This is a genomic window from Bacillus sp. 11C (genome assembly GCF_055486375.1).
Genome location: NZ_JBUPVZ010000007.1, coordinates 28,917 through 52,846, shown reverse-complemented (window position 1 = coordinate 52,846; position 23,930 = coordinate 28,917). Strand labels below are relative to the sequence as shown.

At 45.6% G+C, this 23,930-nt stretch carries 23 protein-coding genes; 15 read left to right on the top strand and 8 right to left on the bottom strand.

Translation table 11 applies throughout. From position 1 onward, the window contains the following. Nucleotides 1-57: 57 nt before the first annotated feature. Nucleotides 58-1,149: an acyltransferase family protein gene (locus ACY3LV_RS11585; RefSeq protein ID WP_464863818.1), complete on the top strand. Its 1,092-nt coding sequence runs from the start codon at nt 58-60 to the stop codon at nt 1,147-1,149. On the opposite strand, the gene spoIISC is transcribed toward ACY3LV_RS11585, so the two are convergent. The 6 genes from spoIISC to steT all read right to left on the bottom strand — a co-directional run bounded on the left by spoIISC (nt 1,146) and on the right by steT (nt 5,633). Continuing rightward, nucleotides 1,146-1,298, bottom strand: a complete 153-nt coding sequence (gene spoIISC / locus ACY3LV_RS11580; RefSeq protein ID WP_138140496.1) for a three component toxin-antitoxin-antitoxin system antitoxin SpoIISC — start codon at nt 1,296-1,298, stop codon at nt 1,146-1,148. The two genes, ACY3LV_RS11585 and spoIISC, sit on opposite strands and share 4 nt — an antisense overlap. Before the next feature lie 84 nt (nt 1,299-1,382). After that, entirely contained in the window at nt 1,383-1,553 is a 171-nt protein-coding gene (gene spoIISB, locus ACY3LV_RS11575; protein WP_010330434.1) for a three component toxin-antitoxin-antitoxin system antitoxin SpoIISB, read from the bottom strand. Beyond that, nucleotides 1,553-2,299: a toxin-antitoxin-antitoxin system toxin SpoIISA gene (gene spoIISA, locus ACY3LV_RS11570; RefSeq protein WP_148963835.1), complete on the bottom strand. Its 747-nt coding sequence runs from the start codon at nt 2,297-2,299 to the stop codon at nt 1,553-1,555. The genes spoIISB and spoIISA overlap by 1 nt, the downstream gene beginning before the upstream one ends. A gap of 109 nt (nt 2,300-2,408) precedes the next feature. Next, nucleotides 2,409-3,410: an inorganic phosphate transporter gene (locus tag ACY3LV_RS11565; RefSeq protein WP_148963834.1), complete on the bottom strand. Its 1,002-nt coding sequence runs from the start codon at nt 3,408-3,410 to the stop codon at nt 2,409-2,411. 12 nt (nt 3,411-3,422) lie between these two features. Beyond that, nucleotides 3,423-4,040 (bottom strand): DUF47 domain-containing protein, encoded by a 618-nt coding sequence (locus tag ACY3LV_RS11560; protein ID WP_003218470.1) that lies wholly within the window; start codon nt 4,038-4,040, stop codon nt 3,423-3,425. A gap of 276 nt (nt 4,041-4,316) precedes the next feature. Beyond that, nucleotides 4,317-5,633 (bottom strand): serine/threonine exchanger, encoded by a 1,317-nt coding sequence (gene steT, locus ACY3LV_RS11555; protein ID WP_333517804.1) that lies wholly within the window; start codon nt 5,631-5,633, stop codon nt 4,317-4,319. Between the two features lie 386 nt (nt 5,634-6,019). Here steT and ACY3LV_RS11550 point away from each other — a divergent pair, with 386 nt between their 5' ends. From ACY3LV_RS11550 to ACY3LV_RS11535, 4 genes are all read left to right on the top strand, one after another. Next, a complete protein-coding gene (locus ACY3LV_RS11550; RefSeq protein WP_333560581.1) occupies nt 6,020-6,970 on the top strand; it encodes a ring-cleaving dioxygenase in 951 nt (316 codons plus the stop codon). Nucleotides 6,971-7,056: 86 nt separating this feature from the next. Then, nucleotides 7,057-7,188 (top strand): hypothetical protein, encoded by a 132-nt coding sequence (locus ACY3LV_RS11545; RefSeq protein ID WP_148963831.1) that lies wholly within the window; start codon nt 7,057-7,059, stop codon nt 7,186-7,188. A gap of 22 nt (nt 7,189-7,210) precedes the next feature. After that, nucleotides 7,211-9,412: a glycosyltransferase family 39 protein gene (locus ACY3LV_RS11540; protein WP_464863817.1), complete on the top strand. Its 2,202-nt coding sequence runs from the start codon at nt 7,211-7,213 to the stop codon at nt 9,410-9,412. 11 nt (nt 9,413-9,423) lie between these two features. Then, nucleotides 9,424-10,395: a glycosyltransferase family 2 protein gene (locus ACY3LV_RS11535; protein WP_333560579.1), complete on the top strand. Its 972-nt coding sequence runs from the start codon at nt 9,424-9,426 to the stop codon at nt 10,393-10,395. 489 nt (nt 10,396-10,884) lie between these two features. Here ACY3LV_RS11535 and htrA read toward each other — a convergent pair whose 3' ends face one another. Continuing rightward, nucleotides 10,885-12,243: a serine protease HtrA gene (htrA, locus tag ACY3LV_RS11530; protein ID WP_148963828.1), complete on the bottom strand. Its 1,359-nt coding sequence runs from the start codon at nt 12,241-12,243 to the stop codon at nt 10,885-10,887. 170 nt (nt 12,244-12,413) lie between these two features. On the opposite strand from htrA, the gene proG reads away from it, so the two are divergent. From proG to ACY3LV_RS11480, 10 genes are all read left to right on the top strand, one after another. Further along, complete coding sequence (proG, locus tag ACY3LV_RS11525; protein WP_333560578.1) at nt 12,414-13,232, top strand: pyrroline-5-carboxylate reductase ProG; 819 nt, start codon at nt 12,414-12,416, stop codon at nt 13,230-13,232. Nucleotides 13,233-13,359: 127 nt separating this feature from the next. Continuing rightward, entirely contained in the window at nt 13,360-14,184 is an 825-nt protein-coding gene (gene dppA, locus ACY3LV_RS11520) for a D-aminopeptidase DppA (protein WP_333560577.1), read from the top strand. Nucleotides 14,185-14,200: 16 nt separating this feature from the next. After that, entirely contained in the window at nt 14,201-15,127 is a 927-nt protein-coding gene (gene dppB, locus ACY3LV_RS11515) for a dipeptide ABC transporter permease DppB (protein WP_148963825.1), read from the top strand. A gap of 5 nt (nt 15,128-15,132) precedes the next feature. Continuing rightward, a complete protein-coding gene (gene dppC / locus ACY3LV_RS11510; RefSeq protein ID WP_464863816.1) occupies nt 15,133-16,095 on the top strand; it encodes a dipeptide ABC transporter permease DppC in 963 nt (320 codons plus the stop codon). 4 nt (nt 16,096-16,099) lie between these two features. Then, complete coding sequence (dppD, locus tag ACY3LV_RS11505) at nt 16,100-17,107, top strand: dipeptide ABC transporter ATP-binding subunit DppD (RefSeq protein ID WP_333560576.1); 1,008 nt, start codon at nt 16,100-16,102, stop codon at nt 17,105-17,107. 2 nt (nt 17,108-17,109) lie between these two features. Continuing rightward, nucleotides 17,110-18,759, top strand: coding sequence for a dipeptide ABC transporter substrate-binding protein DppE (gene dppE, locus ACY3LV_RS11500; protein ID WP_464863815.1), 1,650 nt, complete (start codon nt 17,110-17,112; stop codon nt 18,757-18,759). 88 nt (nt 18,760-18,847) lie between these two features. After that, on the top strand, nt 18,848-19,807 hold the full coding sequence (locus ACY3LV_RS11495) for a S66 peptidase family protein (RefSeq protein ID WP_202328571.1): 960 nt from the start codon (nt 18,848-18,850) through the stop codon (nt 19,805-19,807). Further along, nucleotides 19,804-20,883 carry an L-Ala-D/L-Glu epimerase gene (ykfB, locus tag ACY3LV_RS11490; protein WP_333560573.1) on the top strand — a complete coding sequence of 360 codons (1,080 nt, stop codon included), beginning with the start codon at nt 19,804-19,806 and terminating at the stop codon, nt 20,881-20,883. Before ACY3LV_RS11495 ends, ykfB begins: the two co-directional genes overlap by 4 nt. 17 nt (nt 20,884-20,900) lie before the next feature. Further along, entirely contained in the window at nt 20,901-21,791 is an 891-nt protein-coding gene (locus ACY3LV_RS11485; protein ID WP_464863814.1) for a C40 family peptidase, read from the top strand. Between the two features lie 12 nt (nt 21,792-21,803). Then, entirely contained in the window at nt 21,804-22,793 is a 990-nt protein-coding gene (locus tag ACY3LV_RS11480; protein ID WP_333517793.1) for an ABC transporter ATP-binding protein, read from the top strand. Nucleotides 22,794-22,834: 41 nt separating this feature from the next. On the opposite strand, the gene ACY3LV_RS11475 is transcribed toward ACY3LV_RS11480, so the two are convergent. Then, complete coding sequence (locus ACY3LV_RS11475; protein ID WP_087990927.1) at nt 22,835-23,884, bottom strand: lactonase family protein; 1,050 nt, start codon at nt 23,882-23,884, stop codon at nt 22,835-22,837. Between the last annotated feature and the right edge of the window lie 46 nt (nt 23,885-23,930).

The following is a 23,930-nucleotide window of genomic DNA, read 5'->3' as shown; positions in this document are numbered from 1 at the left end:
TGCCTGCTAGTAAAACCATACTGAATATGATGAATTTGTATTTTGGGTGGTTATACTGTGCAAAAAGATATTAAATTAAATAATGTCAAAGGCGTATTGATATTTTTGGTTGTATTTGCCCATCTGCTGGGGGTTAGTAAAAGCGGGCTGGAAAATATGATTGAAATTATTTATTCATTCCACATGCCTGCTTTTATTTTTCTTAATGGTTATTTTTCAAAAAGGCCATCAATGAAAAAAGTCATCAATCTTATCCTCTTATATGTTATTTTTCAAACCTTTTACTGTGTGTACCGTTACTACGCAGGTAATTTTTCTGTCATTCAATTTACTTACGGCAGGCCGCATACTCATTTGTGGTATATTGTCAGTCTCGGCAGCTGGTATGCGTTAGCTATTATTCTCAAGAAAATAAACTGTAGAAACGTCTTTAAAGCGATATTGCTGATTTTGTTGCTACTGCTGAGCTTTATTTCTAGGTTTTATGCAGATCAGATTATTGAATTTATCAAAATATACTATAGCAACATGCATACGCAAACAATGTCAGTATTAAGAACTTTTGTTTTCCTCCCGTTTTTCCTGGCCGGTTTTTATTGTTCAAAAGATTTCATGAATAAAATATGCAGTTCATTAGACAAATTAAAATTTAAACTATTTTTCATTTTATCTGTATCTGTATTGGTATTCATTATTTTAGATGATCATCATGATAAATTTGATCAGCTGTTTTTTGGTTTTCTTGGCTATCAAAAGTTCCAAATAGAGAATCATAGTTATTCTGGAATTGTATTCTTTCATTATTCCTTAGCTGTGTTAGGCATTTTCTTTTTATTAAATGCAGTGGGTGCTGGCAAAAACAAATTGACTCAATGGGGAGAAAATTCACTTGCGATCTTTTTATTTCATATGATTTTTGTCTTCCCGTTATTTACTCATAATAGCTGGTTAAACGAGCAAAGTCCTGACACACGATTGGTGTTATGTTTTACGATGGCATTAGGAATAACGTCTCTATTTGGATCGCGCGCATTTAACCGAATAGTGAAATACATCATTCATCCGATGAAGTATTTAGAAATCATTTATGCACGGCTTATTATTCAAACAGATAAAAATGATGACTATAAAAAGCGACATATTGTTTAAATGTCGCTTTTTTTTGTTCGTTTTTTTAGATGCTTCAATACCATGGCACTGCGCTCCCGCACCCGAAGCGAATACCCGGAAAGGCCAAACCTTCCGTAATCAACAAACTTCACACGCCTCACTAATTTTTTCACTGTATCACCTGACAATATCCTCTGTTTGTTTTAGTATATGTAACCCTTTAAGAAAAGGAATAAGGACAAGAGCTGTTTTCCCTTGTCCTTTTAGTGTGATCATGCTTTTTTTCGTTTATACTCGTCAATCAGCCGTTCGTTTTCTTTGAAGATTCTTGCTGTATGCGGGCTGACTTGATAGCTTGCGACACTGGTGGTTGAACGTTTTTTCAGGATCTTTGACGGTTTTGCCGCCCGGGGCTCGCATCCGTTTTGAAACGCGCGTTCCATTATCCTTCACCTTCCTCCTCAATTGGCAGAACTAAATCATATATGCTCGTTAATGATGTGAAAAGCAAATAATCAAATTCCGTGACAATGCTGTCCGACGTCAGCTTGATGACGTAGCTCTGTGTCTCGATGGTAAATGGGATGAGAACCACTTTTCCGTATTGGTCGTAATAAACATCCTTTCGATCGAGCCGTGTCTGCACGTCTGCCGGATCGTCCATATGCTCGGTTAACCGGTCCTTATCGGCCTGTGTCGAATAGTGACAAAGTGAGGCCGTTAAGTTCATTTTATCGGCATAGGCTTTCAGCAGCTTATCAATACCTTCAGCATATGCATCTATACTTCCATAATAAACGTGGATCGGTTCGTTTTTCAATAGGTATTGGTATGTTTTCAGCCGATCGAGATACATGTGAAGCATTTCGTTGTTTTCTTCGAGGATTTCTCTTGTGTCGGTTTCCAGTTCGCTGCCGGCCAGTTTTTTGACGTATGCGCTTAAGAAGATGAAAGCGTCAATTAAAGCGAAACTGACAGCGACAATGAGATACCGTTCCCAGTCGGTAAACAGGGAAAAGGGCTCATATGTCCAGTATATCATAGCACCCAAAACAAACAGCAAGTACCATGTTTTCCGGATGGCGGACATTTTTTCTTTGACCTTCGCTTCGAAACGCCACGTGGCGTACACGTATAAGCCTAATCCGGCCATGATGCACCAGACCATGATCTGAAAGAATAAAAGCATACATGAATCCCTCACATCTGAAATAGGTTCTGCTTATTGTATTCGAGAGATCCGGCTGATTTTCCTGTTCCATCAAAAAAACCGCTCCTTTGACAGAAGCGGTGTAACATTAAAAGATCATATTTAAAATAAAGTAGGCGATGGCACCGAGTGTCGCTGAAATCGGAAGCGTGATGACCCATGTCACGAGCATACGTTTAGCTGTACCCCAGTTTACGCCTTTTACCCGGTGTGACGCACCGACGCCAAGGATAGATGAAGAAATGACGTGGGTTGTGCTGACCGGCAAATGTATAAATGTGGCGCCGAAAATAATGGCTGCCCCGGTTAAGTCAGCAGAAACACCGTTTACCGGACGGATTTTCATGATCTTTCCGCCAACGGTTTTGATGATTTTCCAGCCGCCGATTGAAGTTCCAAGACCCATGGCTGTCGCGCAGGCGAATTGCACCCAGGTTGGAATGACATTAGCAGAAGTATGTAAATTCGCTGTGATGAGAGCCATTGTGATAATTCCCATTGCTTTTTGCGCATCGTTTGTTCCGTGTGTATACGATTGCAGGGCAGCTGTTACAATTTGCACTCTGCGGAACTGCTTGTTCGTTTTCGACAAATTGCTGTCTTTGAAAATCAGCTTAACGATGCTGTAAAGAATAAAACCAAGAACAAAGGCAATAATGGGTGATAAGATCAGTGCTTCAATAATTTTGATAAAGCCCTTATAATTTAACGCAGCAAATCCGGCCGCGGCAATAGCTGCACCGGCAATAGCTCCAATGATGGCATGAGATGAGCTGCTTGGAATGCCGTAGTACCATGTGATCAGGTTCCAGGCAATCGCAGCGAGTAGCGCAGCCAAAATGACAACTGAACCATTTTCCAGTGTATAAGGGTCCACGATGTCTTTCGTAATGGTTTTTGCAACACCTGTAAATGTCATTGCCCCGATAAAGTTCATCACAGCCGCCATTATAATGGCGTGACGCGGTTTCAGCGCTTTTGTGGATACCGAAGTGGCAATTGCGTTCGCCGTATCATGAAACCCGTTGATGAAATCAAACACCAGAGCACAAATGACTATTAGTATCGTTAATATGAATAGAATATCCATTTTTACCCCTCGTTACGCGTTTTTCATAATGATGGTTTCAAGATTATTGGCAACACTTTGGCAAGAGTCGGCAATTTCTTCAAGCGTTTCGTAAATTTCACGGTATTGAATCACTTTGATCGGATCTGTTTCATTTCCGAAAAGATTCTTTAATGATTTTCTGTGCAGGTTGTCACAGCTGTGCTCATATTCTTTAATTTTGATCGCGTGAGGCTGAATATCCTTTAAGCGGTTTTCTGCCAGCAGCTCAATTGTAATCAAAATTTCTTTTGCACATTCTCTGATGTATCCGCTGAATTTATCGATATGCTCGTCTGATGAAGTAATTGAAAAAATCTCCATCATGGCAGAGAAATGCTCGATTCCGTCAAGCACATCATCCAGGCTGTTTGTCAGCTGAAGGATATCTTCGCGTTCAATAGGAGTGATGAACGCTTTGTTAAGCTCTTTAATCATTACATGAACATGATTGTCACCTTTTGTTTCATATTCCTTTAACGTATCTGCGAATTCTTTAAGCGTCGTTTGGTTTGTGACCTTAAAGTTCACAAAATATTCGGCAGTTTCGTCTATATTCTTTGCGATTTCTGTTAAAAGGAGTGAGAACTTATCTTTTTTTCTTCTTATCATTAAAAACCCTCCATAGTTTGAATGAGACAATGCACACATCAAATTATTATATAGCCTTTTGTCGAAAAAAAACAGGAAAAGTCGAAAAAAACGCGGCTTGACTTTTTCGGTAAATCATGTCTCCTTATCATGGCCTGCTTCGGTACAAAAAAACGACCCAAGTTAGCAAAACCCTGCTGCTTAACGTAAAAAGTATATCAAAAGTTGTGTTTTTCCTGTCAACTTTTTTCTTCTGTTTCACCAAAAAACGGTTCCCTAAACAAGGGAACCGTTTTATCAGCTAGCTTTTCGTTTTTTCATCCAGTAATAAACAGGCAGTCCAGCAAGGCCGATGAGGATTGATAATCCACAGCTCAGTGTATCTGTAATCAGTGTGCTTCCTAACACAAAGAATGAGCCCGCGATTGCCAAAATCGGCATGAATGGGTAAAGCGGAACACTGTAGGCGCGCTTTTCTCCCTTTGTTCGCTTGCGGAGGATAAACACCGCAAAAAAGGCCATTACATAAAAAATGTAGATCATGAAAATAGAGATTTCCGAAAGTTTATCAGGGTTGCTGATCAGCATCATAATCAAAGACACAGCAATCTGGAAGGTAATCGCAATCCATGGTGTGCGGAACGTCGGATGCACATGTGACAGTTTTTCTGCAAATGGAAGCTGTTTGCGTTCCGCCATCGCGTAGGACACTCGCGGGAAAGAAAGGATCTTTCCGTTTAAGCAGCCGAAGATGCTGACAATAATCCCGACACTGATCAGCTTTCCGCCAACTGAACCGAACAGCATGGTCGCAGCAGTGCTTGTCGCATTTTCACCAAGTGTGACAATTTCGTTCGCAGACAGGATGTGAAGCAATGCAAAATTAATGAAAATATAGATGGCTGTAACAATTAATAATCCGCCAGTCATTGCGCGTGGCAGCAGCTTTTCGGGATTTTTCATTTCTCCGCCGAGAGCGGCCAGAAGAATCCATCCGTCGTAAGCAAACAGTGTAGCCAAGATGGCTGCTCCGAAATTCATATCGGAAATGCTTTCGTTTACTGCTGTAAAGATGTGCTGATCGCCTTTCCAAAGACCGAAGATGATGATGCATGCAATCGGAATCAGCTTGCCGATCGTTGTCAGCGTTTGGACAAAGCCGCCGTATTTTGTACCGATAATATTAATGATGCATAAAAAGAGAACGGCTATAATTCCGATTCCTTTTGATAGTCCAGATCCCCAGCCGAAAAGATTCGCCATTAAAGATCCAAAATATAAACCCAGCGCGCCGATAATCGCCGGACCGTAAATGATAATCTGCACCCAGCCGCACAAAAACCCCCAAAACTCTCCGTACACTTCTTCAAGGTACGTATAGAGCCCGCCGGTTTTCGGAATCTGTGTTCCGATTTCCGCGATTGTCAAACCGCCCGCCAGTGTTAAAATACCGCCTAACAGCCAGGCGAATAGCGCTGTCTTTGAATCACCCGAATAAGCGAGCACAGCGCCAGGCTTCATAAACACACCTGAACCGATAATGGTTCCGATGACAAGAGTAAGGGCAAACAAAAGGCCTATCTCTTTTTTCAAACCGTTGTCTTCAGTATGCATGTCCTTAACCTCCTATGATGTTGAAGCTTCATGATGAAGAATCTATTTTTCATATTGTAAACCCTATTTTAGAAAAGTGAAATAAAATAAATTTTCTGATTTTCGATATTTGCTTTCTGTGTGGCTGATAAACCTATGGAAACGCCTGCTTTAATAATTAATAAACGAATAAAAATGTGTTTTTTAAGTTCTAAAGTTCGTGTTTTTCGGTCGGGTTTCAACTGTCAGAGAAGATGCTGTAAGAACCTAGCAAAATAACGAACCTCCGATGAAGCTGATATGTTGACTTTCCCATGGGAATAAAATACCTTGTTATTAGAACACTAAATATATAACTATGATATAATATCTCGAAATCGAGATAAAATGACCTGGAGGGACAGCATATGAAAGTCAACGGCATTCACCACGTGTCGGCATTAACGGCCGACGCACAAAAAAACTTAGATTTCTATAAGAAAGTATTAGGATTAAAGCTCGTCAAAAAATCCGTCAACCAGGATGAACCGACAATGTACCATCTGTTCTACGGAGATGAAGTGGCAAATCCGGGAACTGAGCTGACGTTTTTCGAGATTCCCCGCATTGCGCCGTTTCATGCGGGCACAAACAGTATTTCTTCTATTGGTTTGCGTGTTCCAAGCACAAAAGCCCTGCATTTTTGGAAAGAACGTTTTGAAGAGCATCAGGTGGCGCATAGCGGAGTCACCCAAAGAGCGGGACGTGACATATTGGCATTCCGAGATCATGAAGGACAGCGCCTTGTGCTGACTGCGGATGAGAAAGGAAAAGGATATGGTCTGCCTGTTAAACAAAGCGGTATTCCGGAAGAATTTTCGTTTCGCGGGTTAGGGCCGGTTGAGCTGACTGTACCTTACGCTGAACCAACTTTACACGTATTGACGAATATTCTCGGATTTACAGAAATCAGCCGTGAAACAGTCGAAGGACAAGGAGCCGCCGTCATTTTGGAATCTGGAGAAGGCGGTGCTGCAACAGAAATCCATTTAATAGAAAGAAACGATCTTCCGCGCGAACGCCAAGGAAAAGGAAGTGTTCACCATGTCGCGTTTCGGGTAAGAGATGAAGAAGAGCTTGCCGGGTGGCATCAGATCATCAGCCGGGAAGGCTATAGTAATTCCGGCATCGTTGAACGCTACTATTTCAAGGCGCTGTATTTCAGAGAGCCGAACGGCATTTTGTTCGAGTTATCAACAGATGGACCGGGATTTATGGTTGATGAAAATCTTGATGAGCTCGGCCAAACGATCGCTCTTCCTCCGTATCTTGAGCATCGAAGAGCTGAAATAGAAGCAAAACTAAAACCGATACACTAAATTGAGATTGATTTGCCTTCCGGCGCTGCCGGGAGGCTTTTTTTATTATCATAAAGGCTGCATAAACATTGGGCAGGACATATCAGTTGACGGTTGGGAGAAATGGCTTAAAACCCGTTGTATATATGGACGATTGGCACGAAATGGCCTCGGCAAAAATATTGCCTTTGTTTATTAATAGTTTATTCATATTTGCTTGTTACACTATTTCAAAGTGAGACAAAAAGGAGTGAAGAACAAGTGGAAAAGAAAAAACGCGAGCTGGATATCGTCCTTATCCTCATTTTGCTCGCATCTGCATTTTTAAATATCTATAACATTTGGAATGACGACACGGTGAATCCTTATTACACCGCGGCAGTTACAAGTATGATGCAAAGCTTTCATCATTTCTTTTATGCTTCGTTCGATGCTGCCGGCTTTATAACAGTTGATAAACCGCCTGTTACATACCAAATCCAAACGATCAGCGCATTAATATTCGGTATGCACGGGTGGAGCGTCATTCTCCCTCAAGCATTGGCGGGTGTAGGTTCAGTCCTTCTGATGTACTTGCTGATTAAGCCGACATTCGGTAAAACGGCGGCGCGCATTGCCTCATTTGTTATGGCATGTACGCCGATTGCTGTAGCTGTAGCACGAACAAACAATGTCGATGCATTACTGGTATTTTTCTTATTGCTTGCCACATGGCTCCTCTTTAAAGCGATCAGAAAAGGAAAGCTGATCTGGCTGTTAGCAGCATTTTTCGTCGTTGGAATAGGTTTCAATACAAAAATGCTTCAAGCTTATATGATTTTACCGGCCTTCTTATTGTTCTATCTGATTGCGGCAAACGCCACAATCAAGAAAAAAATCATTTCTTTGGTAAGTGCGTTAGCTGTATTAGCAGCTGTTTCGTTATCATGGCCGCTCATTGTTGACAATATCCCTGCAAGCAAGCGGCCTTATATCGGAAGCAGCCAGACCAACTCTGTTTTGGAATTGGCTTTCGGATATAACGGGATTCAGCGGCTGACAGGCCAAAATTCCGGCGGCGGACAGAGCGGATCAACCGGAGACGCCTCAAAAGAAATGCCGTCTTCTGATAACAATTTATCACAAACTCAAACGCCGCCTAACCAGTCAGCAAGCAACAGCTCATCAAGTGATGACAAATCATCAAATGGCAATATGGCGGCACCTCCATCCAACGGTCAAATGCCAAACGGCGGAGAAATGCCGAGCGGCGGTCAAGAAGGCCCTCCAAGCGGCGGAGACGGCGATCAGGGCGGACCTGGCGGAGACGGAGGGGAAGGCGGTGCAGGAACCGGCTCGAAAATGCAATCAGGTTCAGGAATGTTCGGAACGGGAACACCTGGTCCGCTGCGGCTTTTCCAACAAGAATTGTCTGATCAAATCAGCTGGCTTCTGCCATTTGCGATTTTTGGAATCGCAGGTTTACTGATCGCGGGTGCGAGAGAAAGAAGATTATCTGCAGAGCAGAAGGAAACGGTGTTCTGGGTCGCATGGCTTGTACCGATTGCCGGATTCTTCAGTGTCGCAGAATTTTTCCATCATTATTATCTCATTATGCTGGCACCGCCGATTGCGGCTCTTGTCGGGGCGGGGTGGGTTGCCCTTGTTCACCTGTACCGCAATCAGACAGGCTGGACATCATGGCTTCTGCCGGCAGCGATTCTTGCGACAACTGGGTTTGAATTGTTTATTCTCAGGAATTACAACGATCAAATCGGCGCAGGCTGGAGCATTGGCGTAGGGATTATCGGGGCGTTGTCAGCGATTGCTCTGCTGCTGTTCAAACAGCGCCAAAAACCGATCAGTTATTATGTATCACTTGCAGCTCTTCTCGCATTGCTGGTGATGCCGATTTATTGGGCAAGCACACCGCTTCTGTACGGAGGCAACAGCTCACAGCCTGAAACAGGGCCTCAGCTCGCTTCAGCCAGCGGAAAAGGCATGGGTATGTCAGATGCGACTGTAAATGAAAAACTGATCAAATATCTAGAGGAGAATAACTCCGAAGCTGAATATCTATTCGCCACAACAGACTCGAACACAGCAGCGCCATATATTATTAAAACGAAAAAAGCTGTCATGGCTATTGGCGGATTCAGCGGTTCTGACCCGGCTATCACACTGACTCAATTTAAAAAACTAGTAAAAGAAGGAAAAGTGAAATACTTCTTGGCTTCTGGAATGGGAAGAGGCGGAAACAATGACATTGTTGAATGGGTTGAGAAAAACGGGAAAGAAGTGTCTTCATCTAAATGGCAATCAAGTTCTGATCAACAATCATCATCTGATCAGAAAACAGAAAATAATGATTCAGCTGATACATCAAGCAATAGCGAGTCTTCAGGCGAAAACAGCCAAATGGGCGGCAGATCTGGCGGAATGAATCAGTCAGCTGCATTATACGAACTAAATGCTGATGAATAGGAGGAAAAAACATGAGCAGACATATTCAATATTCAGTTGTTGTACCTGTGTATAACGAAGAGCTTGTCATTCATGAAACCTATCAGCGCTTAAAAGAGGTCATGGATCAAACGAAGGAAAACTACGAGCTTCTTTTTGTCAATGATGGAAGCAAAGATCGCAGTATTGAGATTTTAAGAGAGCACAGCCTGATCGATCCGAGAGTGAAAATCATTGATTTTTCAAGGAACTTTGGGCACCAGATCGCCATTACAGCGGGTATGGATTATGCACAGGGGAATGCAATTGCCGTCATTGACGCCGATTTGCAGGACCCTCCTGAGTTGATTTTAGATATGATTGAAAAGTGGAAGGAAGGCTATGAGGTTGTGTACGCCGTGCGGACAAAACGAAAAGGGGAAACCTTTTTCAAAAAACAAACAGCGGCTATGTTTTACCGTCTTCTCAGCAGCATGACAGATATTGATATCCCGATTGATACAGGGGACTTCCGCCTTATGGACAGAAAAGTCTGTGATGAAATGAAGAGATTAAAAGAAAAAAATCCTTTTGTCAGAGGGCTCGTCAGCTGGGTGGGATTCAAACAGACAGCGGTCGAGTACGTACGTGATGAAAGGCTCGCCGGAGAAACAAAGTACCCGCTGAAGAAAATGCTCAAGCTGTCAATGGATGGCATCACGACATTTTCACATAAACCGCTGAAGCTGGCAAGCTATGCGGGGATGTTCATGTCAGGTGCGGGATTTCTGTATATGTTTATCGTGCTGTACCTGAAGCTATTCACAGACAGCACGATTACGGGCTGGTCATCCCTTATTGTGATCCAGCTCCTGTTCAGCGGCATCGTCCTTCTGATTCTAGGGATGATCGGCGAATATATCGGCAGAATCTACGATGAAGCCAAAGACAGGCCGCTTTACATCGTGCAGAAATCATATGGAATTGAAAATAAAAGACTCTATAGAGACCAGCATATGTCATAACCTGAACCCCCTATCCTTTACGGACAGGGGTTTTTTATATTCTGTGAGATGATCAAAGCAACAGACGCTGATCATTTTATGAGACTAAGGGATTGTGAACTTGGACTGCGGTTTTAGCATGCTGCAATAAAAACGGCAAAGCCTAAAAGCAGTCGTCCTCGGCTATGCTGAATGTCAGCTGATATATTGGAGGGCTTTACAGAAACGCATGATGATAGCCGTATCGGTTATGTGTAATAGACTACTGGCACCCAGTGTAATTCCCCACGACAGTCGATTCAGAAAGGAGAAAGCTTATCACAGAAAAGTTTGACCCTGCCCAGATCATGCTCAATCCCACGGTTTTCATGTTCATACCGCTTTCTCAAATGATGCCTCAACATCTGATTAGTATAATGTCAGATGTTGAGGCAGAGTGTTTCATAGAGCGATAGGTCTTTTGTTCAATAAAAAGCCTCAGACCGCTTTTGCGGCCTGAGGCGCTATTTCTTAAGAAGTTGTTTCTTCTTTTTGGTCGAGTTTGATTTTTTTCGTCATTTCTTTGCCGTTTCTGAGGATTTTCACTTCAACGGTATCACCGATGTTTGCGTCTTTATATAAGATATTTCGCAGTTCACTGCCTGTATTGATTTCTTTGCCCTTCAGGCTGATGATAATATCCTCCGCTTTCAAACCGGCCTTTTCAGCAGGAGAGCCTGAAGCGACCTCACGGATGTATACGCCCTTATTCAGCTGGCTTCCGAATAGGCCGAGTGTGCCTTCTTGGTAGTTTTGCGGCACTTGTTCTAAATCAAGCATACTGACACCGATATACGGACGTTCAATTTGCCCCTTAGACAGCAATTCTTCAGCAATAGGTTTTACGTCGTTGCTTGGGATTGCAAATCCAATGCCCTCAACATCATCTTCACTGATTTTCATACTGTTAATGCCGACAATTTTGCCGGAAGTGCTTAACAATGGACCGCCGCTGTTACCTGGGTTAATCGCTGCGTCAGTTTGAATCACGTTAATGCTGGTTTGGCCAGCAGATGTTGACATTGAAACCGTTCGGTCCACACCGCTTACAATTCCTTGCGTTACTGTGCGGGACAGGTCTTTTCCGAGCGGATCTCCAATCGCAATGACGGTCTCGCCTGTTCTGAGATCAGATGAATCACCGAAGCTTGCCACTTTTGTTACGTGGTCATCACTGATTTGAAGGACCGCTAAATCTGTTAACGAGTCACTGCCTACCAGCTTTGCTGTCGCCTCAGTGCCGTCATATAAAGATACCTTCAGTGAAGACGCACCTTCTACGACGTGGTTATTCGTAATGATATAAGCCTTGCCGTTCTCTTTTTTGAAAATGACACCCGATCCCGATCCGCTTTCTGTACCTTCGCTGGAACCGGATGAGTCAGAGCCGAACAAAGAGCTGTTGGACTGGGCCTGAAGATTTGTAATACCGACAATCGCCGGTGAAATGTCTTCCACCATATTTGAGATTTTAGAAGAATCCTCGCTCTTGAATGCAGAAGAGCTGCTTGAGTTTGACGAGCTTTTGCCAGATTCAGAGGACGTGCTTTTAGCTGTAACCGATTGCGTTTGCTGCTGGCTGGATGATTGTTTTCCAGTGTCCTGAGAATCATGGTCGCCTAGCGGTGTAAACGTGTAAATGCCGAGAGCAAGACTGCCGCCGATCACTCCGCCAAGCAGCGGTCTGAACCATCCGAACCCTCGTTTTTTCTTCTCCTGGTCATGAATCACATTGCGGGCTGAGTAGGAGGGGCTCTGATCGTTTTCTTTCGCTAGAAAGACCTCATTCTCATTTCCTTCCGTTCTGTTTTCGTCACGATAGTTATTCATCATGTTCACTCCGTTTCTCTATTTTCACTAAATCTATTTAATTATGATAGGTTTATGACTTGAGTTTATCATAAACAAAAACTGTGGGATAAAAATGAAAGGATTATGGGAAATTGTGAAAAAGGGCTGAAAACGGTACACTCTTTATTGTATATGAAAGGACTGAGTCGATGGAACAGATTGGATTGATTGGATATGGCAGCATGGCCGATATGATCGCCAGGCAGCTGTTGAAGCATGGCCAAATCAAGGAGAATGAGCTCTTTATTGAAACAAGAACGAAAGGGGAGCGGCTTCAGGCGCTGATGTCAGATTATCCAAATGTATCGGCGGATTCGCTTGAGAACTGGGCTGAAACGTGCGGTTTGATTTTGATATGTGTCCCGCCGCTCCATGTCATTGAAACACTGCGCCGTCTGCACCCGTATGTAAACAGGAATACGCATATCGTTTCCATTGCCGCCGGTGTGCCGCTGCGTCTTTTGGAGGCTGAAACGGAGGCTGGTCTATCACGTTTCATTCCTGCCATAACGTCCGAAGCAGAAGCGGGCGTCTCGCTTGTCGTTCACAGTGAAGCACTGACAGCCGATCAAAAAGAACGTCTGAATGAACGGTTATCGGCTTTCAGCAGTGTACGGGAAATCAAAGAATCGAATTTGGATGCCGCCAGCAATTTGACGAGCTCGGCACCAGGATTCATAGCTGCAGTTTTCGAAGAACTGGCGCTGTCTGCGGTCAGAAACAGCGGCCTGTCCAAAGAAGAAGCCTTTGATTTTCTGATTCATTCGTTACACGGTACTGGCAAACTGCTGATCGAAAAGAAGATGTCTTTCGGGGAAACGCTGGAACGTGTCGCAACCAAAGGCGGAATTACTGGAGAGGGGGCTGAGGTGATCCGCGCCTCTTTGCCAGACGTTTTTGATCGGATGTTTGATAAAACCTTGAAAAAATATGAGCTGCTTGCAGAACAGGCGGAGAAACAGACATGAATCCTTGAAAGAGGGTTCTTTTTTTATCAATGAAAAGTTGTGATTTTCCCCAGTTATATTGCATTTTTCCTCTTTTTTTAATATAATTTGTTAGAATATTCATAATTTAGTAAAAAGGAGGAACGTTATGAAACTGTACATGTCAGTAGATATGGAAGGTATTTCGGGTCTTCCGGACGATACCTTTGTGGATTCCGGCAAGCGCAATTATGAACGCGGGCGGCTCATCATGACCGAAGAAGCAAACTACTGTATTGCCGAAGCGTTTAACAGCGGGTGTACAGAGGTGCTGGTCAATGACAGCCATTCGAAGATGAATAATCTGATGGTTGAAAAGCTTCACCCTGAAGCCGACTTGATTTCCGGTGACGTCAAACCATTTTCGATGGTAGAGGGGCTGGATGATACGTTTACAGGCGCTTTGTTTCTCGGTTACCATGCGAGAGCTTCGACTCCCGGTGTGATGTCACACAGCATGATTTTTGGCGTCCGGCATTTTTACATAAACGATCGGCCTGTCGGTGAGCTTGGGTTAAATGCATATGTTGCCGGTTATTATGATGTCCCGGTGTTAATGGTAGCCGGTGATGACCGTGCCGCAAAAGAAGCGGAAGAGCTCATACCGAATGTCACGACAGCCGCTGTCAAACAAACCATTTCAAGATCAGCAGTGAAGTGCTTGTCCCCCGCGAAAGCCGGCCGGCTGCTGACAGAAAAAACCGCATTTGCCCTGCAAAACAAGGACAAAGTCAAACCGCTCACACCGCCTGACAGACCCGTTTTGAGCATTGAATTTGCCAATTACGGGCAGGCAGAATGGGCAAATCTGATGCCGGGAACTGAAATGAAGCCGGGTACCACAACCGTTCAATTTCAGGCGAAGGACATGCTTGAAGCCTATCAGGCGATGCTTGTCATGACTGAGCTTGCGATGCGGACATCATTCTGCTAAAGGGGTGTTTTAGGCTTTGGTGCGATACATGATGAAGCGTTTTTGGGCAATGGCAGCTACAATTTTGGTGATTACCACCTTGACTTTTGTTCTCATGAAGGTCATTCCCGGATCTCCTTTTAACGAGGAAAGAGGCACAAATGAAGTCGTTCAAAGAAATCTCGAAGCCTACTATCACTTAGACGATCCTCTCATTTTCCAATACATCATCTACCTAAAATCCATCATTACATTCGATTTCGGACCTTCAATTAAAAAACCGTCAGACAGCGTCAATGATATGCTGGAACGCGGATTTCCCGTTTCCTTTGAGCTTGGATTGACAGCGATTGTCATTGCTGTGATCTCTGGGCTCGTGCTGGGCGTAATCGCTGCGCTCCGCCGCAATGGCTTTTTGGACTACGCCGCGATGAGTCTTGCGGTACTCGGCATCTCCATCCCGAATTTTATTCTGGCAACATTGCTTATTCAGCAGTTTGCCGTCAATCTCAACCTATTTCCCGCTGCCACATGGACGAGCCCGATCCATATGGTGCTTCCGACCGCAGCGCTTGCCGTAGGGCCAATGGCGATCATTGCCAGGCTGACACGGTCAAGCATGGTCGAAGTCCTGACACAGGATTATATCCGCACAGCAAAAGCAAAAGGGCTTTCTCCGTTCAAAATTATCGTAAAACACGCACTCAGAAATGCACTCATGCCCGTCGTTACCGTTCTGGGCACACTCGTCGCCAGTATTTTAACTGGAAGCTTTGTTATTGAAAAAATCTTTGCCATTCCCGGAATGGGAAAATATTTTGTTGAAAGCATTAATCAGAGGGACTATCCCGTGATTATGGGAACGACCGTTTTTTACAGTGTCATTCTGATCATCATGCTGTTTTTGGTCGACTTGGCCTACGGTCTCTTAGACCCGCGCATTAAACTGCATAAGAAAGGGTGAAGCGTGTGAATCTCCCTGTACAAACAGATGAACGCCAGCCAGAGCAGCATATTCAGGTGCCGGATGAGTGGTTTGTCTCGAATCAAGAAAAAAATCGAGAAGCCGATTCGGTCAAGCGGCCGAGTTTGTCATACACGCAGGATGCTTGGAGGAGGCTGAAGAAAAATAAATTAGCGATGGCGGGACTCTTTATTCTTTTATTTCTATTTGTCATGGCTGTTATCGGACCTTTTTTATCACCTCATAGTGTCGCGCACCAATCGCTGACCGAACAAAATCGTCCGCCTTCAGCCGAGCATTGGTTCGGCACCGATGAGCTCGGCCGGGATGTGTTTACCCGAACATGGTATGGAGCGAGGATTTCGCTATTTGTCGGCGTGATGGCAGCGCTGATTGATTTTGTGATCGGTGTCATTTACGGAGGCGTTGCCGGCTATAAAGGCGGCAGAACTGACGGTATCATGATGCGGGTTATCGAAGTGCTGTACGGCCTGCCGTATCTGCTTGTTGTCATTTTGCTGATGGTGCTGATGGGGCCGGGGCTGGGCACCATTATTGTCGCGCTGACTGTAACCGGATGGGTCGGCATGGCGAGAATTGTTAGAGGCCAGGTGCTTCAAATTAAACATTATGAATATGTACTCGCCTCGAAAACCTTTGGCGCGAAAACCTTTCGCATCATCCGGAAGAATCTGCTGCCGAATACAATGGGAGCGATTATCGTACAAATGACATTAACCGTACCTGCCGCCATATTCGCAGAATCCTTTTTAAGCTTTCTCGGCCTCGGCATACAGGCACCGTTTGCCAGCTGGGGTGTGATGGCGAATGACGGTCTGCCTGCGATTTTATCCGGGCATTGGTGGCGCCTGTTTTTTCCGGCCTTTTTCATCTCCTTGACGATGTATGCGTTTAATGTGCTGGGAGACGGATTGCAGGATGCGCTCGACCCTAAGCTGAGGAGGTAGTTGTATGGAAAAAGTTCTGTCAGTCAAAAATCTGCACGTTTCTTTTACGACTTACGGCGGGACGGTTCAGGCGGTCAGAGGGGTGAGCTTTGATTTGTATCAAGGTGAAACCTTTGCAATCGTCGGCGAATCCGGCTGCGGCAAAAGCGTTACCTCTCAAAGCATCATGGGTCTGCTTCCGCCCTATTCGGCGAAGGTGACAAACGGCAGCGTTCTATTTAAAAACAAAGACCTTTGCCGTCTTTCTGACAAAGACATGAGAGGCATAAGGGGAGCCGACATTTCTATGATTTTTCAAGACCCGATGACGGCGTTAAACCCGACACTGACTGTCGGAGACCAGCTTGGGGAAGCGCTCCTGCGCCACAAAAAAATGAACAAAAAGGCGGTGAGGAAAGAGGTGCTTTCCATGCTGTCATTGGTCGGCATTCCCGATCCCGAAGAGCGTCTGAAGCAGTATCCCCACCAATTCAGCGGCGGCATGAGACAGCGGATTGTCATTGCGATGGCCCTGATTTGCGAGCCTGACATCTTAATCGCAGATGAACCAACCACCGCTCTTGATGTGCCCATTCAGGCGCAGATTTTGGAGCTGTTTAAAGAGATTCAGAGAAAAACCAATGTGTCTGTCATTCTGATTACACACGATTTAGGGATCGTTGCCCAGGTTGCTGACAGAGTCGCAGTTATGTATGCCGGGAAAATGGCGGAGATCGGCACGAGAAAAGATATTTTTTATCAGCCGCAGCACCCTTATACAAAAGGGCTGCTGAGCTCTGTCCCGCGGCTGGATATGGAGGGCGCGGAGCTGATTCCGATCGACGGAACGCCGCCGGATTTATTTTCACCTCCTCCAGGCTGCCCGTTTGCCGCACGCTGTCCAAACAGGATGATCGTGTGTGACAGGGTATACCCGGGAAAGACCATCAGATCTGACACGCACACCGTCAACTGCTGGCTGCAGGATCAACGGGCCGAGCATGCGGTGCTGTCCGGAGATGCGAAGGATTGATCATGAAAAGGGGGAAGAGGATGAAACGAGTGAAAAAGCTATGGGGGATGGGTCTTGCATTAGGACTTTCGTTTGCGCTGATGGGATGTACAGCAAACGAAAAGGCCGGAAAAGAAAGCGGAAATGATAAGGCAAAAACAAGCGGAGAAAAGGTGCTGTATTTAAATAACGAAAATGAACCGACTTCGTTCGATCCGCCGATCGGTTTTAATAATGTGTCGTGGCAGCCGTTAAATAACATCATGGAGGGGCTGACGCGTCTTGGCAAAGAGAATGAGCCTGAACCAGCAATGGCGGAAAAGTGGTCTGTATCAAAAGATAAAAAAACCTACACATTTACGATTCGGGAAAATGCGAAATGGACAAACGGAGATCCGGTAACTGCCGGAGACTTTGAATACGCGTGGAAACGGATGCTTGATCCGAAAAAAGGCGCTTCATCTGCGTTTCTCGGTTATTTTATTGAAGGCGGCGAAGCGTATAACAGCGGAAAAGGGAAAAAAGACGATGTGAAGGTGACGGCAAAGGATGATCGTACCCTTGAAGTAACGCTTGAAGCACCGCAAAAATACTTTCTCAGCGTCGTGTCCAATCCGGCGTATTTTCCGGTAAACGAAAAGGTCGATAAAGAAAATCCGAAGTGGTTTGCTGAGGCGGATACATTTGTTGGGAACGGTCCGTTTAAGCTGGCGGAATGGAAGCATGATGACAGCATCACAATGGAGAAAAGCGACACGTATTGGGATCAAGATACCGTGAAGCTTGATAAGGTGAAATGGGCGATGGTCAGTGACAGAAATACAGATTACCAGATGTTTCAGTCTGGGGAACTGGATACCGCTTATGTCCCTGCTGAATTAAGTGATCAGCTGCTTGATCAGGATAACGTCAGCATTGTTGACCAAGCGGGCCTATATTTCTACCGGTTTAATGTGAACATGGAGCCGTTCCAAAATAAAAACATCAGAAAAGCCTTTGCGATGGCTGTGGATCAAAAGGAAATTGTCAAGTACGTCACGAAAAACAATGAAAAACCGGCGCGTGCCTTTGTATCGCCCGGATTTACGCAGCCTGACGGCAAGGATTTCCGTGAAGCGGGCGGAGACCTGGTCACGCCAAATGAAAGCAAAGCGAAGCAGCTGCTGGAAAAGGGCATGAAGGAAGAAAACTATGATAAGCTTCCTGCGATCAACCTTACTTACAGCACAAAGCCAGAGCATAAAAAGATTGCCGAGGCGATCCAGCAAAAATTGAAAAATACTCTTGGAGTCGATGTGAAGCTGGCCAATATGGAATGGAACGTATTTTTAGAGGATCAAAAAGCGCTGAAATTCCAATTCTCTCAAAGCTCATTTTTGCCTGACTACGCGGACCCTATCAGTTTTCTGGAAGCCTTCCAAACAGGAAATTCGATGAACCGCACAGGCTGGGCCAATAAAGAATACGATCAGCTGATCAAGCAGGCGAAACATGAAGCCGATGAAAAAACACGTTTCTCGCTTATGCATCAAGCTGAAAAGCTGCTGGTCAATGAAGCGCCGATCATTCCGGTTTATTTTTACAACCAGGTCAACCTGCAAAACGAACATGTGAAGGGAATCGTCCGGCATCCTGTCGGTTATATCGATTTAAAATGGGCTGACAAAAAGTAACGCCGGCGATTGGGAAAATACTGCTTCTTTATAGCGAAGGAGCGGTATTTTTTCTCTTTTTTGCACGTATACGTAGGGTGCAGAGCAAATGAAAGGAGTGGTTCAGTTGAATCACAAGCCAAAAGCGCTTAAAAAGGGTGATACAGTTGGAGTGATCGCGCCCGCAAGCCCGCCGGATCCAAAAAAGCTTGAAACTGCGCTTTTATTTTTAGAAGAGCTCGGTTTAAAGGTGAAATTGGGCAAGGCGCTGAAAAACCAGCACGGCTATTTAGCGGGACAGGATGATGAGAGACTGGCTGATCTCCATGAGATGTTCAGAGACGAGGAGGTAAAAGCAGTGCTGTGCGCATGCGGGGGTTTTGGGACAGGACGTATCGCCGCCGGCATTGATTTCAGCTTAATCCGCAAACATCCTAAAATCTTTTGGGGATACAGCGATATTACGTTTTTACATACTGCCATCCATCAAAACACAGGTCTTGTCACCTTCCACGGCCCGATGCTCAGTTCAGATATTGGCCTCGACGACGTTCACCCGCTGACAAAAGCGTCGTATGAGCAGCTCTTCCGAGAGACGGAATTCACCTATACAGAAGAGCTTTCTCCGCTGACCGTGCTTGTTCCCGGAAAAGCGGAAGGGGAGCTTGTCGGAGGAAATCTCTCTTTGCTGACGTCTACGCTGGGCACGCCGTTTGAAATGGATACGAGAGGGAAGCTTCTGTTTATTGAAGATATTGACGAGGAGCCTTACCAAATCGACCGGATGCTGAATCAGCTGAAAATGGCAGGGAAACTGACGGACGCAGCCGGAATTCTTGTTTGTGATTTTCATAACTGTGTCCCGGTGAAAAGAGAGAAGTCCCTCTCACTTGAGCAAGTGCTTGAAGACTATATTGTATCGGCGGGCAAGCCTGCACTGAGAGGTTTTAAAATCGGCCACTGTTCACCGAGTATCGCCGTACCGGTAGGCGCGCAAGCTGCTATGAATACAGCAGAAAAAACAGTCGTCATTGAGGCAGGCGTTTCAGAAGGGGCGCTGAAGACATGAAAATCATTCAAATAGACACAAGTCGAATCGCCGTACCGCTGACAAAACCGTTTAAAACCGCACTTCGCACTGTATATACGGCTGAATCGGTCATTGTAAGGATCACTTATGACAGCGGCGCCATCGGATGGGGGGAAGCACCTCCAACGATGGTGATTACAGGAGACAGCATGGATAGCATTGAAAGTGCGATTCACAATGTCTTGAAACCGGCACTGCTTGGAAAAAGCCTGTCTGGTTGTGGGGCCATTTTGCATGACATCCAGCATCTCCTTACAGGAAACCAGAGCGCGAAGGCGGCTGTGGAAATGGCGGTATACGACGGCTGGGCGCAGATGTGCGGACTTCCGCTTTATCAAATGCTCGGCGGATACCGGGATACGCTGGAAACAGATTATACCGTCAGTGTCAACTCACCTGAAGAGATGGCAGCGGATGCCGAGCATTATCTCAAACAAGGCTTTCAAACACTGAAAATAAAGGTCGGCAAAGATGATATCGCAACAGATATCGCCCGTATCCAAGAAATAAGAAAACGTGTCGGACCAGCCGTGAAACTTCGTTTAGACGCCAACCAGGGATGGACACCTAAGGAAGCGATAGCTGCCATTCGGAAAATGGAGGATGCAGGTCTTGGTATTGAGCTTGTCGAACAGCCTGTCCTTAAAGATGATCTCGCTGGGCTTAAAAAGGTGACAGATGCGACAGCCACGCCGATTATGGCCGATGAAAGTGTTTTTACGCCGCGTCAGGCGTTCGAAGTTCTTCAAACGCGGAGCGCAGACTTAATCAATATTAAACTGATGAAAGCGGGAGGCATCAGCGGAGCAGAGAAAATCAATGCCATGGCTGAGGCGTGCGGAGTGGAGTGCATGGTCGGCAGCATGATCGAAACGAAGCTGGGCATTACGGCCGCGGCACATTTCGCCGCAAGCCAAAAAAACATCACAAGGTTTGATTTTGACGCGCCGCTGATGCTGAAAACAGATGTCATCAAAGGCGGCATCACATACAGCGGCAGCACGATTGCGATGCCTGATAGACCGGGTCTCGGAGTCACCGGAGCTGCGCTATAGAAAGGGGAAATAAAACCATGATGCATACTGTCATCTCAGCAGTGGCCAACATTTGGACCGCGCCTGATTCGCCGCGTCCTGCTGACCAAGTGATGCTTCGTCCGACCGTAATGATCAGAGACTGGCTGGAGCGCATGACGTATGATGAGCGGCTTGGATTATGTGCAGACAATATCATCCAAACTCAGGTTCTCTTTGGTGAAAAGGTACTGGTGACGGCGGAACAGGGCGAATGGGTTTCTGTCATTGTGCCGAGCCAGCCATCCCGAAAAGATCCGCGCGGATATCCGGGCTGGATGAAAAAGAACCAGCTGAAAAAAACAAGTCCTATCCATATACAAAACGATGTCATGATTAGTAAACCGGCTGCCTTTTTGTACAAAAGTAATGGAGAAAAGGAGATCGAATTGAGCTTTTTGACGGTTCTCCCCTTCATTGCAGAAGAAAACGGATATTTTAAGGTTGCGACCGTTTTTGGGGAAAGGTTTGTGAAGCAAAGTGATGCAGTGCCTGTCCGCGAACAGAAAGGGACTGCTGAAGACATCGTTCAAACGGGGGCTTTTTTTCTCGGGCTTCCATACCTGTGGGGAGGGATCAGCGGGTTTGGGTTTGATTGCTCCGGGTTTATGTACAGTATATTTAAGGCCAATGGATACAACATCCCCCGTGATGCGGGAGATCAGGCAAAGGCGGGGGAAGATGTTCCGCTTGATGATATGAAAGCCGGTGATCTGCTGTTTTTTGCTTATGAGGAAGGAAAAGGAGCGATTCATCACGTCGGTCTGTCCGTAGGCGGTGGGAAAATGCTTCATTCTCCAAAGACAGGAAAATCAATCGAAATCCTTACATTAAAAGAAACAATTTATGAAAAAGAACGATGTGCGGTGCGCCGCTGTTTTTCAGAATAAGGAGGGAGACAAATGACGCCACTGCCTTTGTTGGAGGTCAGCCAGCTGAAAATGCATTTTGACGCAGGAAAAAAGCGGACAGTCAAAGCTGTCGACGGGGTCACCTTTCAGATTCGTGAAGGAGAAACGTTCGGGCTTGTCGGAGAGTCAGGGTGCGGGAAATCAACCTTGGGGAGGGTGCTGATGCGCCTGTATCAGCCGACAGAAGGAAGTGTGAAATACCGCGGAACGAACCTTCACGCACTAAGTGTCAAAGAGCAGTTTGCCTTCAACCGCAAGCTGCAGATGATTTTTCAGGATCCTTATGCTTCGCTTAACCCGCGCATGACCGTTCGAGACATCATTTTGGAGCCTATGGAAATTCACAACCTTTACAATACGCATAAAGCTCGGCTTCTCATCGTGGACGAGCTGCTTGAGGCAGTGGGGCTTCACCCCGATTTTGGCAGCCGTTATCCCCATGAATTCAGCGGCGGACAAAGGCAAAGAATCGGCATTGCCAGAGCACTGTCGCTGAATCCTGAATTTATCGTGGCGGACGAACCGATTTCTGCACTTGATGTTTCGGTTCAGGCGCAGGTCGTCAACCTGCTGAAGCGGCTTCAAAAAGAGAAAGGGCTCACGTTTTTATTTATCGCCCATGATCTTTCGATGGTGAAGCATATCAGTGACAGGATTGGTGTCATGTATTTAGGGCACATGATGGAAATCACAGAGAGCGGTATCCTGTATCGTGAACCGCTGCATCCCTATACAAAGGCGCTTTTATCCTCGATTCCGATTCCAGACCCTGAATTGGAGGACAAGCGCGAGCGCATCCTCTTAAAAGGGGAGCTGCCGAGCCCGGTCAATCCGCCGAGCGGCTGCGTGTTTCGGACCCGCTGTCCGGAGGCGATGCCAGAATGCGGGGAATCCCGTCCCCAGCTTCAAGAAATCGAAGCCGGCCGATTTGTCGCTTGCCATTTGTATCGAAATGCTGATACGAAAGAAAAGGTGAGATAAACCAAAAAGACTGGCCCGCTTTGCGGAGCCAGTCTTTGTTTTTATGCTTGATGTAAAAATTTCACACAAACCGGGTAAGGGACGGAAACAGTTGAAGGAAGCACTGTCAATCGGCCGGTTTCTTTGTCTCTTTCAAACAGGACAAGATTGCCTGTTTCTTCATTTGAAGCAACAAGAAACGCTTCCGTTGGATCAAGGACGAAGTCGCGAGGCCAGTTTCCTTCTGTCGAGACTCTTTCTACGAATGCCAGCTCGCCTGAATATTGATTCACTTCAAATACAGCGATACTGTCATGGCCGCGGTTTGCGACGTAAACAAAACGGCCGTCCTGTGTGACATGAATTGCGCTTCCTTGGCTGTTATCCGTAAAATCATCAGGAATGGCAGAGACGACCTGGGTTTCTCTGAATTCGCCGGCTGTCGGATTATATTCAAGCGCAATCACTTCATTGCTTAATTCTGTCATCACGTAAGCGTATTTTTCTTTCGGATGAAAAGCGATATGGCGAGGTCCTGTGCCGGGAGCGAAGGCATGGCTTCCGGATTCAGTCAATACTCCGTCTTCCATTTTATAGGTGTACAGCTTATCGATTCCTAAGTCAACCGCTACGACATAATTGTGTTCAGGTGTGAACCCCGCGTAATGTATATGCGGTTTTTCTTGCCTTTCGTGCGGCCCTTTTCCTGTGTGAGCGGCTTCTGAAGCAGGTGATTGTAAGCTCCCGTCTTCCTGAATCGGAAAAGCGTGGATTTTCCCGCTGTGATAGTTGGCTGTCAATACGAATTGATTATGTTCATCGGCGTTTACGTGGCACGGCGATGGGCCGTCAATTAACTGATGATTCAGAAATGTCAATTCGCCGCTGTTTTGATCAATTTTATAAGCAGCAACTCCGCCTTGGCCATCTGCTTTTTCAATGGAATAAAGAATGGTGTTGTCTTTATTCGGCGTCACATATGTGGGGTTGCCCAGCTTAGCGGCAAGCTTTGGCTCGCTGAGTGTTTTTTTCTCAGTATCAAGCTCAAATGAATAAACCCCTTCGCTTCCGCCTTTTGTATATGTTCCGACATACCCTATGTACTTTGTCATGCGAATGCCCCCTTAAAAATGATGTCACCTCTATATTAACGTATCT